This window comes from Aquimarina rhabdastrellae, assembly GCA_947387485.1.
Taxonomy (GTDB): domain Bacteria; phylum Bacteroidota; class Bacteroidia; order Flavobacteriales; family Flavobacteriaceae; genus Aquimarina.
This window is the reverse complement of record CANDNT010000008.1, coordinates 1-13,324: the sequence shown is the minus strand read 5'-3', so window position 1 is coordinate 13,324 and position 13,324 is coordinate 1. Positions and strand designations below refer to the sequence as shown.

The 13,324-nt window shown below is 31.8% G+C and carries 7 protein-coding genes; 1 reads left to right on the top strand and 6 read right to left on the bottom strand.

What is annotated here, in order from left to right; all coding sequences use genetic code 11:
- Nucleotides 1-9 precede the first annotated feature (9 nt).
- The 6 genes from ACYEKI_RS12825 to ACYEKI_RS12800 form a co-directional block, all read right to left on the bottom strand.
- Nucleotides 10-2,457: a T9SS type B sorting domain-containing protein gene (locus ACYEKI_RS12825; protein WP_459211594.1), complete on the bottom strand. Its 2,448-nt coding sequence runs from the start codon at nt 2,455-2,457 to the stop codon at nt 10-12.
- 30 nt (nt 2,458-2,487) lie between these two features.
- Complete coding sequence (locus ACYEKI_RS12820; protein WP_459211593.1) at nt 2,488-5,883, bottom strand: T9SS type B sorting domain-containing protein; 3,396 nt, start codon at nt 5,881-5,883, stop codon at nt 2,488-2,490.
- A gap of 26 nt (nt 5,884-5,909) precedes the next feature.
- A complete protein-coding gene (locus tag ACYEKI_RS12815; RefSeq protein WP_459211592.1) occupies nt 5,910-6,746 on the bottom strand; it encodes an ABC transporter permease in 837 nt (278 codons plus the stop codon).
- 4 nt (nt 6,747-6,750) lie between these two features.
- Nucleotides 6,751-7,650 carry an ABC transporter ATP-binding protein gene (locus ACYEKI_RS12810; RefSeq protein ID WP_459211591.1) on the bottom strand — a complete coding sequence of 300 codons (900 nt, stop codon included), beginning with the start codon at nt 7,648-7,650 and terminating at the stop codon, nt 6,751-6,753.
- A gap of 138 nt (nt 7,651-7,788) precedes the next feature.
- Nucleotides 7,789-9,651, bottom strand: coding sequence for a membrane protein insertase YidC (gene yidC / locus ACYEKI_RS12805; RefSeq protein ID WP_459211590.1), 1,863 nt, complete (start codon nt 9,649-9,651; stop codon nt 7,789-7,791).
- 123 nt (nt 9,652-9,774) lie between these two features.
- The gene (locus tag ACYEKI_RS12800) at nt 9,775-11,391 is read right to left on the bottom strand and encodes a CTP synthase (protein WP_459211589.1); all 1,617 of its coding nucleotides are present in this window, start codon (nt 11,389-11,391) and stop codon (nt 9,775-9,777) included.
- Nucleotides 11,392-11,688: 297 nt separating this feature from the next.
- Between ACYEKI_RS12800 and ACYEKI_RS12795 the strand changes: the two genes are divergently transcribed.
- Entirely contained in the window at nt 11,689-13,101 is a 1,413-nt protein-coding gene (locus tag ACYEKI_RS12795; protein WP_459211588.1) for an FAD-dependent oxidoreductase, read from the top strand.
- Nucleotides 13,102-13,324 lie beyond the last annotated feature (223 nt).

The window sequence follows — 13,324 nt, the reverse complement described above, 5'->3', positions numbered from 1 at the left end:
TACAATGGGCTAACGTTTTAAAACAAAAGAACCTTTAAGAAGCCTTCCATCTTCAAGTTCTACACGATACCAATAAGAAGAAGAGGGCATAGGTCTTTTATTATAGTTACCATCCCATCCATTACCTAGAGGATTGATTTGTGTAAGTAACTTTCCGTAGCGATCAAAAATATAGATTAAAGAATTTCCTAGATGTGTGCTAGAAACACCTTTTACATTCCATGTATCATTAAAAGAATCTCCGTTAGGTGTAAAAAACTTAGGAAACCCTACAACAGCTATGTCTTGAGTAGTAATAGGTAAACAACCATTTTTATCGCGAATTAATACACGATGGAACCCAGGAGGAACATTAGTGAATACATTACTATCTTGAAAAATAGCGGGTTGTTGACCATTGAATTCGATTGCATATTCATAATCACCAAGTCCGCTAGCATTTATAGTGACCGTATTATTATCACTTACATCCATAATATCAATTACATCAATTGTAGCAGAATTAGATAAAGTAACAGTTATAGTACGATCTTTTTGACAACCATTAGCATTGGTTACAGTTACAGAATAAGTACCATCACTTGTTACTGTAATAGATGGTGAAGTTTCACCGGTAGACCATAAATATGTGAAATCACTTAAAGTACCTTCTAATAAACCTGGATTAAGTATTACAGAATCATTCTCACATAAAAATGCAGAACCTTCAGTTTCAATATTAGGTAATGTATCAACTGTTAATGTAATTTCGCTAATTCCAAAGCAATTATTGTTATTTTCAATACGTGCATAAATAGTTTGAGTATTAGGAGTAGTATTAGTGAATGAAGTTGTTAATTCGTTTTGCTCAAGAATAGCATCGTTTTCATTTTCATAAATAGCTACTGTTGCACCAGTAGGAATACTAAGTGTATTTAATATAGTATTCTGGATATTGACGATATCAAAAGTAAAAATACCATCTTCTGTTCCGTCATCATCACAATGACGATGTATGATATTAGAAACAGTAACAACCAATGTATTTAATGTTAAAGTAGTATCTCTAAAACAGTTAGTGGTATTGTCTTGAATACGAACATAAACAATTTGCCCATTGGTAGTATTGGTATAATTTTGAGTATTAGAGATTAGCGAAGAAAAAGCCATATCTTCTGCAAAAGTTGCAGTAACATTATTGACGTTATTAGTAAGAGAAGGTATTGCTTCTTCGAGATTATAAAGTGTTATACCATCTGTGGGATCTGTGTCAATATCACATTGAGTTAATGTAGTAGCTATAGCATCTGGTAAAGGATCAACAATAAGATCTAATTGCGTAAAGCTAGCGCATGTAGGATTAGCAACTTCTTCAATTCTTACAAAAACTCGCTGAGCGGTAGTATTGCTGAAAGGAGAAGTTTTATCAATTGGATTTGTATTTAAATCAGCATCATTTTGAGTTAAATGATAGCTAACTGTTACCGAATTGGGATCGATAGTATTAAGGATTTCACTGTCTTTGTCTTGTAATAAAAAAGTAGCAAAGCCATTGGTGTCATCTCCATCTGCTGCCGTATCACATGTATGTAAAGGTGTAGGGTCTGTTATTTGTGGTCTAGGTAATGTAATAAGAGTAAATGTATCTATGATAAAACATCCTGTAATAGTATTTTCAATACGAATGTATATAGTTTGATTATTTAGGGTACTTAAAAAAGTTCCAGAAATAGGATTTGCATCTGTATTAGCATCTTGATCCGTAATATGATAAGAAATGTCAACATTAGTTTGAGTACCAAGTATAGCAACAGTATTAGTTTCTATATCAAAATTTGTAATTCCATCTGTAGCGTCACCAACTATATCACATTCAGTTAAATCTAGATTTGTACCATTAGCAGCATTCATAGGACTATCTGGAAACATAGCGGTACCAGTAAATTCTAAATCAAAACCACCATTTTGAGAAAAATTATCTATTAAAATATAATATTCTTCGCCAGCCAAAGCATCGATAGAACGAACAAAACCATTACCATTGCCTCCAGGACCTTCTGTAAGGTCAGTTTCTGTGTCACTGAGACCAGTTTGAGTACCAACTCCTGCAGCAGGAGGATTAGTTGACGAACATCTAATTGAACTTCCTAAAGAGGTACAATCTACATTAGGACCATATACAGCAAAATCATAATCTTCGTTGGTATTAGTTGATTCTGGAGTAATTGTAAATGCTAATGTACCATCTTGTACTATATTTACCCGTAACCATAAACTTTGACTTTCTGAAAAACCACAAGAAGGGGCGTTATTTCCAGGAAGATTAAAATCATTGATTCCAGTTCCGTTTGAATTCAATTCTAAATCCGTATTACCACAAATAATGATTGCATTTACGCAATCTGTAGGAGCGTTTTGTGCAATCACAGTAGAAATTGAGAATATTAATAGAGTGAAACTAAGAATCTTAATTGTCATAAGAATTATAAATTAAAGGTTTATGTATAATTAACGCTTTAAAACAAAAGAACCCTTAAGAAGTCTTCCATCTTCAAGTTCTACGCGGTACCAATAAGAAGAAGAAGGCATGGGTCTACTATTATAAGTACCATCCCAACCATTCCCTAAAGGACTTATTTGTTTAATTAATTTTCCGTAACGATCAAAAATATAAATCAAAGAGTTTCCTAGATGTGTACTAGAAACACCTTTCACATTCCAGGTATCGTTAAAAGAATCACCATTAGGGGTAAAGAATTTAGGGAAACCTACAACAACAATATCTTGAATAGTAAGAGGTAAACAACCATTTTTATCTCGAATTAACACACGGTGGAATCCAGGAGGAACATTAGTGAATACATTACTATCTTGAAAAACTACAGGTTGTTGACCATTAAACTCTATGGCATATTCATAATCACCAAGTCCGCTAGCATTTATAGTCACAGTATTATTATCACTTACATCAACAATATCTATAACATCAATTGTAGCTGGATTAGATAAGGTAACAGTTATATTGCGATCTTTTTGACAACCATTAGCATTAGTCACAGTTACAGAGTAAGTACCATCACTTGTTACTGTAATAGATGGAGAGGTTTCACCTGTAGACCATAAATAAGTGAAATCAGTTAAGTTGCCTTCAAGTAATCCTGGATTTAATATTGTAGATTCGTTTTCGCATAAAAATGTATTGCCCTCAGTTTCGATATTAGGTAAGGCATCTACAATTAATGTAATTTCACTAATACCAAAACAATTGTTATTATTTTCAATACGAGCATAGATTACCTGATTATTAGGAATCGTATTAATATATGAAGTAGTTAACTCATTTTGTTCTAAGATAGCATCACTTTCATTTTCGTATATAGCGACAATAGCACCTGTTGGAATACTAAGTGTATTAAGTATGGTATTTTGAATATCTAAGATGTCAAAAGTGAAGAGACCATCTTCAGTACCATCATCATCACAATGGCGATGTGTAACATTAGAGACCGTGACTACTAATGTATTTAATGTTACCGATGCATCTCTAAAACAATTAGTCATATTATCTTGCACACGAGCATAAATGATTTGTCCATTAGCTGTATTAGTGTAGTTTTGAGGATTAGCGATACGATTAGAAAAAGTCATGTCTTCTGCAAAAGATACAGTTACATTAGTATTATTATTAGTAAGTGATGGTATTGCTTCGTTTAAATTAAATGCAGTTAATCCATCTGTAGGATTAGTATCAATGTCACATTGAACAAGAGTTGTATCTATTGCTTCAGGAAGGGATTCTATTTGAACAGGAATTTCAATAGTATCAAAACAATTTGTGTTAGCCGCATTATAGATACGAGCAAAAATATTAGTAGAAATTGTAGCCGAAGCTGGATTTGTTATTAAATCAGTAGCAATTTCATTTTGAGCCCCATTGAGAGTGGTATAGTAATCAATATCGAAATCATTTGAATTTTGAGTTTGATAGATTTGTGTATCAAGAGATCTAAGATTAAAGGAAATTTGACCATTTGTATCATCTCCATCATCAGCATTATCACATTCTATTACAGTATCAACATTAAAAGCTTCAGGTGTAATGTAAATAAAAAAGCTTGTTGTATTATAACAATCTGTGTTAGCTGTATTTTCTATTCTAGTAAATAATGAGTATACATTTGATGTTGGGATGAACCCTGCTGTAATAGCATTAGTACCCATATCTGCATCGGTTTGGTTTTGATAAAAACTAATGTCAACATCAGTTGCATTTTGAGTTGTACCTCTAATAATAGTAATAAAAGAATCTAATGTACTTTGTTCTATGCCTATATTTTGATCAATACAAGTTTCATCTAAAGAAGGAGTAGCAGCTATAGAAGGTATATTAAAATAGGTAACGTTTGCAGCACCTATAGAAGGACAACTACCATCATTAAAATCAACTTCTAATCTATAATTTCCAGCAGTAGTAACGATAAGAGAGTTTGTGGTTTCTCCAGGAATTAATATATCATTTAAATACCATTCAAAAGTAGAACCTACAGGTGCATTAAAACTTAAAGTATATGTTTCACCATCACATAGGTTTAAATTGATATCATTGGCAGTTAAATCAGGGTCATTAATAATGTCTATAGATTCCGCAAATAATGATTGAATAAATGGAGGTAACCCAATTCTAGAACCTCTACGACCATCAATATTAATTCTTAATGAATTGTCAGAATAAATAATACCAGCAGCAAGTGTTTCAGGGTTCTCAATCACACCCAGAAAATCACCATTACCACTAGAAAAATCATATAAAGCTCTATAAATTTTTCCGTCAGGAGCTAATTGAATAGCACCAGCACTAAAAGAAGAAGTAGTTTGTCCTGTTTGGTTAGCAATACGATCGCCACTAGCAGCAATTTGTGCATCAGGTAATGAAAGATCATATTGCATAAGAATGCTACCATTTGCACCACTATCACCTAGTCCTATAGTTGCATAAAGACGTTCTCCACTAGGAGAAAATTCAACACCATAAGGAGCGTCACCATCATAAAGTTCAACTTCGTTACTAACAGTTCCTGTGACGTTATCAAAGTTATATAAAAGAACTTTTCCTGGTCCATTGCCACCAGTTAAATTAGTTAATCCCAAATGAGCTACAGCTAATTTATCTCCCTCTGGAGAAGCTTTGATATATCCTAAAGCATTTCTACGATATCCTTCAATAGGAACATCTACACCTACATTAGAAATAACCGGAGTAGCATTAACACCTGCATTGTTTACTTCAAAAGCATAAAAGTTATGGGTAAAGTGTGTGATGACCCAAAAAGAATCGCAATTATCACTTTTTACAGCAGTTATTTTTTCTGAACAACGATATGCTTCTTCTCTTGGATTTGTAGGATCATAGGTGACTAAAGGCATGTTTTTTTGAGTAGCTATAACAGCTCCGTTTCCTCCATCAAGTGACATATCTACAACAGAATACATTAAACCGTCATTAACTCCATCACCATCTATAGTATTTGGATTTCCATCAGCATTGAGATGATGTGGCTCATCAACGGTAAATATTAAAAAAATATTTGGAGTGTTTGGTTGAGGAACTACTAAAGCAGAAGATGTACTAGAGGGATCACCTTTTAGACCAGTTCCATTAGGCATTATTATATGATTTCTATTATAGACATTAATACCATCGGTATAGAATAAAAGATCTCCGTTAGGATCAGATATAGTGGTACAACCTTCTAAGGTGTTTAATGCACCATCAGTAAGAACAGTTGGGGGAGTAGTTCCAAAATTTAACCCTGCATTTTGCCCAAAGTACCAGTAATTAGCTTCACCTTGAGCAAAAATTGCAGCTTGTACACAAAAAAATACAATTAATAGATAATATTTCATAGGACGTATATAATGTCCCAAATATATTATAAATCTCTCTTTTTTAACAAAACATAAGAAAGATTAACAAATATAGCAGTCCATACGATAACAATTAATAATTCATACCAGTGTACAGCATAATCTCTTTCAAAATTTGTTCCTAGTTGATTAGCAGCAGATTGAATAAAGTTTAATCTCGAAAAAGGCTCTGTGATAAGGTTCCCCATAGCAGTTAAAGGTAAAAAACCAGTTACTGTTTCTGCCACATCAGTACCTCTAAAAAACTTAAATTTTAATAAAGCGTAAATGATCCATTCTATAATCCACCACATAAATAAAAAGCCTAAAGAAAATGCCGATCTTTTTATGAGTACAGCAAGAAAAATACAAAAGCTAAAAAAGCCTGTAAGCTTTATAAAATATGCTAATACAAATTCTAAATCAGAAAAAATGATTGAAAATTCATTATAATCAGAGAAGAATAACCCTAATATTAAACTTACTATAAAAACAAAGATAGTAGAACCTAAAGCAAAGCTTACAGCAGTAAGAAATTTAGAAAGAATAAATTCTTTTTTACTTAAACCATCGATTAAATTTTGTTTAAGAGTACGATTACTATATTCATTAGCCATCATTGAAACGATTACAATAGCAAAGAACAATTTTAACCAAGCTACAAGATAAGTGTTAAAATGCCATATATATGGGAAATTAAAAATACCTTGATCCGCTACTCTAAATTTTACACCAGCAAAATCAAATTCTATAGAAGCTATCAAAGCAATAAAAGTGATTAAAATAAAATAAGTAATAGTAATTACTTTGGCGGCTTTATTATGTCGTAATTTTTGAAATTCTATTTGAAGTAAACGTAGCATAGTCTTAATTTAGGTTATTGGTTAATTGTAAAAATTGCTCTTCTAAACTCTCTTTTCGTTTTACTAAGTGTGATAAAGCAATTCCTGCTTGGTGTAACTCAGTATTTAATTGTTGAGCATCAAGTTCCTTGGTTAAAAAAGCAATAATCAAATCCTCTTCCTCTTTAATATTACCAAAAGAACCTTGATTAGAAAGCCAAGACTTTAGTCGAGTAGGATCTGTGCTTTTAAGTTCAAAGAAACCATGACTAGCATTCATCTCATCCACAGGTCCAGAATATAGTTTTACACCTTTACGTAAAATAACTACGTGACTACATACTTTTTCAACTTCATCAAGAAGGTGAGAAGCCAAGAGAATAGTTGTACCTTGAGCAGCAATCTTTTTGATGATCTCTCTAATTTGATGAATTCCTTGAGGGTCTAAACCATTTGTAGGTTCGTCAAGGATTAAAATTTCTGGATCATTTAAAAGCGCAGAAGCTATGGCTAAGCGCTGTTTCATACCTAAAGAAAAAGTATTAAATTTGCTATTCTTTCTTTCTAAAAGCCCAACGATTTCTAGTTTTTCATCTATTTTATCTGCAGAAACATCTTTAATCAGACATACAAGTTTTAAGTTTTGAACTGCAGTCATATAAGGATAGAAGTTAGGACGTTCTATAATAGCACCTACTTTTTTTAAGGAATCGTGAGTAGAAGTTTGTCCATTAAACCAACTGAAAGATCCAGAAGTAGCATTGACAACATTAAGTACAATACCTAAAGTAGTGGATTTACCACTTCCATTAGGACCTAAAATACCATAAACATTTCCTTTTTTTATAGTAAAAGAAAGGTTATTTACAGCAGTTAATGTACCAAATTTTTTAGTGAGATTATTTATTGTAAGTATAGTATCCAAATTGAATATATTTTTTGGTTGATATATACTTGACGAATAAAGCGAAATTTTGTTACAATTTAAAGTGTATAGTATAGAATACAAGCATAAAAAAAAGAGCTCAATTGAGCCCCTTTTTTTATATTAAAAACAGTAGGTTTATTTTTGATTAGCTCTACGTTGAGCTTCAGCCTGCTCCATCATTTCTTTCATTTTTCTTTGGAACTTATTTTCTTTTTTAGGCTTTTTCTTATTCTCTTGAATCTTAGCATGAATCTTATCTTCATCTATAATTACATATTTGATGACTAACATGATTCCTATAGTAATTAAGTTAGAAATGAAATAGTATAAAGATAAACCACTAGCATAGTTGTTAAAGAAAAATAACATCATGATAGGAGATAAATACATCATAAATTTCATATTAGGCATTCCTGGCTGTGGATTTTGCATTGCTTGACCAGTAGTCATTGTCATATAAATGAAAATTGCAATAGAAGCCAAAATAGGAAACAAACTAATATGATCACCATAAAACGGAATTGTAAATGGTAGTTCAGCAATAGTATCATAACTTGATAAATCCTCTGCCCATAAGAAACTTTTTTGTCTTAATTGAAATGCACTAGGGAAGAAGTTAAATAAAGCATAAAAAACAGGAATTTGCATTAAAGCAGGTAAACAACCACTCATAGGGCTTGCTCCAGCTTTACTGTATAAAGCCATAGTTTCCTGTTGCTTTTTCATAGCATTATCTTTGTATTTTTCATTAATCTCGTTAATCTCAGGACGTAAAACTTTCATTTTAGCTTGAGATACATAAGATTTGTATGTTACAGGAGATAATACAATACGAACAATAATAGTCATAACTACAATAGCAAGACCATAAGGTAAAAATCCACTTAAGAAAGCAAAGAACGGAATAAATACATAACGGTTAATCCATCCAAAAATACCCCAACCTAAAGGAACAACTTCATCAAGATTACGATCATAGCTATTTAAGATTTTATAATCTGTAGGACCATAATACCAATCCATAGCATAATTTAATTCTCCGCCAGTCAATTCTAAAGGAATGGTTGTAGTAAAAGCTTTTGTAGTAGTAATATCTTTATCTTCGTCTATCGCTTGAGCTATATTCTTTGATGTAAATGAAGCATTTTTAAAAGCAGTATCAGTCAATAAGATTGAAGTAAAGAAATGCTGTTTAAAAGCTACCCAAGTAACATCTTCAGCAGTATCTTCAGTAAACTCTCTTTGACCTAAATAATCGTCTTTTCCACCTTCATATTCAAACAATACTTCAGTATATCTATTTTCATAAGAAGCACTTTTCGCTTGACGAATAGCTTCTAATTCCCAGTTTAAATTAATAGGGTGACTTGAATTGATAACATTTTGTAATCCTTGAGAACGGATTGCAAAATCTATCATATAATCATTAGGTTTTAATTCATAACGATATTCTAAGAATTGATTCGCAGAAACCTTTAGTTTCATAGAAAGAACAGTATTCTCTCCGTTTTTAGAAACTTGAGGCTCAAAAAATAAATCCTTAGTATTTAACACATGATTATCTGTAGTACCTAAATTGATATTAAAAGAGGCATTTTTTCCATCTTTAATTAAATAAAGAGGTTTAGCATCATAAGTTTCAAACTTCTTTAATATAGCTTCAGAAATATACCCTCCTTTATTGTTTATCTTTAAACTTAAAACATCATTTTCAACTGTTGTGAATTGATCTTTTGCAGATGGTAAAGCAGCAGAATAAGCAAAAGCACCTAATTGAGATTTTGCTTTTTCAAGAGCTAAAGAATCTTGAGGATTTACACTTAATGTAGTAGTCTTAGTTGTTGTAGCTTTTTCAGAATCTGTAACTACTTGCTCTTGTTGAGCTTTTTCTGCATCTACTTCTTCTTGAGATGCATTGTTGTACATCATCCAAGTTAAAATTCCAGCAATTAATACAAATCCGATAATCGAATTAAAGTCAAATTTCTTTTCTTCCATTGGGTATTCCTAATCAAAAAATCTTTTAAGCAAAACCTAAAAGATCTTCCATGTGTTAAATATTAATTAAAAATTGATAAACAATTATTTTTCCATTTTACAATTGTATGCCACTTTGACATATTATTTTTGTTGAGAATACTTTTTTGTCGCAGCTATAAAAGAAACAAACAAAGGGTGAGGGTTATCAACAGTACTTTTGTATTCTGGATGATACTGCACCCCAACAAACCATGGATGTGTAGGAATCTCAACGATTTCTACTAAACCAGTTTTAGGATTAATACCAGTTGTTTTTAAACCAGCAGCCTCTAATTGTTCTTTATAACTATTGTTGTATTCATAACGGTGTCTATGACGTTCTGATATTAAAGTGTTTTTATAAGCGTCATAAACAATACTATCTTCGATAAGTTGGCAATCCCATGCACCAAGACGCATAGTACCTCCCATATCGGTAATATTTTTTTGTTCTTCCATAATATCTATTACAGGAACAGTAGTATCAGGTTTCATTTCTACAGAACTTGCTTCTTGAAGACCTAAAACATTACGAGTATACTCAATAACGGCCATTTGCATTCCTAAACAAATTCCAAAAAACGGAAGTTGATGTTCGCGAGCATATTGTACCGCTTTTATTTTCCCTTCGATACCTCTTTCTCCAAAACCAGGAGCAACTAGAATTCCGTCAAGATGAGCAATTTTATCTTTAATAGTAATATCATCGATATATTCAGAATGAATACTTTCGATATGTACTTTTACTTCGTTTGCTACACCAGCATGAATAAAAGCCTCAAGTATAGATTTATAAGAATCTTGTAATTCTACATATTTACCGATCAAACCGATTCGAACTTCGTGAGTTGGATTCTTTAAACGATTAAGGAATACATCCCATTTAGCTAGATTTGGAGCGTCATCGTTACGTAAAACTAATTGCTTTAATACCACGTTATCTAATCCCTCTTTCAACATTAAATTAGGAACATCATATATGGTATCAGCATCGATTGATTGAATTACAGCTTCAGGTTTAACATTACAGAATAATGCTAATTTTCTACGTAAATCTGTAGACAATTCATGTTCTGTTCTACAAACTAAAACATCAGCTTTAATTCCGCTTTCCATTAATGTTTTTACACTGTGTTGTGTTGGTTTTGTTTTAAGCTCACCTGCAGCAGATAAATAAGGAATAAGTGTTAAATGAATAACCAAAGCATTAGTATCACCTAATTCCCATTTTAATTGACGAACAGATTCTATATAAGGTAAAGATTCAATATCACCTACAGTACCGCCTATTTCGGTAATAATGATATCATAATCTCCAGTTTTTCCTAAAAGCTGGATACGTTCTTTAATCTCATTTGTTATATGAGGAACAACTTGCACTGTTTTTCCTAAAAACTCACCTTTACGTTCTTTCTCAATAACACTTTGGTAAACTCTTCCTGTCGTTACATTATTAGCCTGGGACGTAGGAACATTTAAAAAACGTTCATAATGACCTAAATCAAGATCAGTCTCAGCACCATCATCGGTTACATAGCACTCACCATGCTCATAAGGATTTAATGTACCAGGATCTACATTAATATAAGGATCAAATTTTTGAATAGTTACTCTATATCCTCTTGCTTGTAATAGTTTTGCTAATGAAGCTGCAATGATACCCTTCCCCAAAGAAGAAGATACACCTCCAGTAACGAAAACATATTTAGTGTTAGCCATATAACGATTTGTTTGTTGTGTTTTTTTAATCTGCGCAAAAGTACAAAGAAGAATGGAAATTTTAATCTCAAAATGAAGGTTTGTTTTAGTGTTATGGGAATTAAAGTCAATGTGTTGATTATTAATTGTTAATAAGCGTTTTTGTGATGCGTTTAAGTTGATTTTAATCCCTTATTTAAAATAGAATGCTATATCTTTATATAAGAGCTAATACTGATGAAGATATAGTATTAACAGAATTTTTAGAAATATCTCTCAAATAAATACGACATAGCATTAACCAAATCAAAGAAATATATGGATCAAATAATATTATATGGAGCCGATTGGTGTCCAGATTGTCAAAGAGCAAAGAGTTACCTTAAAGAACACAATATTAAATATCAATTTGTAGATGTAGATTTAGATAAAGAAGCTACAGCGAAAGTTGAGAAAATTAATAATGGAAAGCGAATTATACCTACCGTTATTGTAAACGAAAAATCGTATACAAATCCAGATAATCCAAATCTAGCAAGTGTATTAGGTATAAATGAAAACATTTTAAAAACTGTAAGATTATATGGAGCTGATTGGTGTCCAGATTGTAGAAGAGCAAAAAGCTATTTAAATGATAATGGAATCAAATATCAATTTATAGATGTAGACGAACATGATTGGGCTACAGAAGAAGTAGAACGTATAAATAATGGTAAACGAATTATTCCTACAGTGATTATTAATGGAGAACCATATACAAATCCAGATAATCAAGAGTTGAAAGAACTTCTAGAAATTGATGAAGCACAAGAGCACAAAGTATATGATACTATAATAATAGGAGGAGGTGCTGCAGGATTAACAACAGCGATATATGCACAAAGAGATCGCTTTGATACGTTGATATTAGAAAAGAAGAATATAGGAGGAAATGCTTTTCTCACAGAAAAGATTGAGAACTATCCTGGATTTAATGAAATTTCGGGTCCTGACTTAATGCAAAAAATGGAAGAACAAGCCAAAGTTTATGGAGCTACTATAAAGACAGGAGAAGATGTAAAGGAAATAAATAAGAAAGAAGGGCAGTTTTATATAACTACAAAAGGAAACGAATACATAGGTAAGAGTGTGGTTTTAGCTACAGGATCTACATATAGAAAATTAGGAATACCTAATGAAGAAGAATTAATAGGATCAGGAATTCATTTTTGTGCTACATGTGATGGAGCGTTTTATAGAGATAGAGAGGTTATAGTTATAGGAGGAGGAAACTCAGCACTAGAAGAAGGAATATTTTTAGCAGGGTTTTGTAAAAAAGTAAAAATTATAAATAGATCATCAGAATTTAAAGCATCCAAAACATATATAGAGAAATTACCAGAGATAGAAAATATAACTACATATATAGATAAATCTTCTGTTGCGTTTGAAGCTGATGAAAAGGGATTGTTTAAAGGAGTAAGAGTAAAAGATAATAAAACAGGAGAAGAAGAGCTTATTACAGCAGATGGAGCATTTATCTTTATAGGACTTATACCAAATACAGAAACATTTAAAGGAGTTGTTGGATTAAATGAAAGAGGATTTATTCAAACCAAAGGTTTAGCAGAAACAACAACTACAGGGGTATTTGCTGCGGGAGATTGTAGAGAAGGAGCCATAGCACAAGTTGCAGCAGCAACAGGTGAAGGGGTTTTAGCTAGTTATGGAGTAAGAGCATATTTAAAATAAAAGCTATATACTAATATATATAATGATTAAAGGAGAGGTAAATTCCTCTCCTTATATATTAAAAACAATCCCTTTTTAAAAAAAAAACTTTTGTGTATAAAGCGCTGTAGTATAGGTATGTAAGGATGTAGGTGAAAAAACTTTAGAAAAAAGATAGGAAAAAGGCTTGTAGAAGTAAAAAAGGGTTGTATATTTGCACCCGCAAAACGGCTAAAGGAAACGA

Excerpts from the sequence above, each read along its gene's own strand:
- ACYEKI_RS12825 (WP_459211594.1), bottom strand. The coding sequence starts at position 2,457 with ATGACAATTAAGATTCTTAGTTTCACTCTATTAATATTCTCAATTTCT.
- ACYEKI_RS12820 (WP_459211593.1), bottom strand. The coding sequence starts at position 5,883 with ATGAAATATTATCTATTAATTGTATTTTTTTGTGTACAAGCTGCAATT.
- ACYEKI_RS12815 (WP_459211592.1), bottom strand. The coding sequence starts at position 6,746 with ATGCTACGTTTACTTCAAATAGAATTTCAAAAATTACGACATAATAAA.
- yidC (WP_459211590.1), bottom strand. The coding sequence starts at position 9,651 with ATGGAAGAAAAGAAATTTGACTTTAATTCGATTATCGGATTTGTATTA.
- ACYEKI_RS12800 (WP_459211589.1), bottom strand. The coding sequence starts at position 11,391 with ATGGCTAACACTAAATATGTTTTCGTTACTGGAGGTGTATCTTCTTCT.
- ACYEKI_RS12795 (WP_459211588.1), top strand. The coding sequence starts at position 11,689 with ATGGATCAAATAATATTATATGGAGCCGATTGGTGTCCAGATTGTCAA.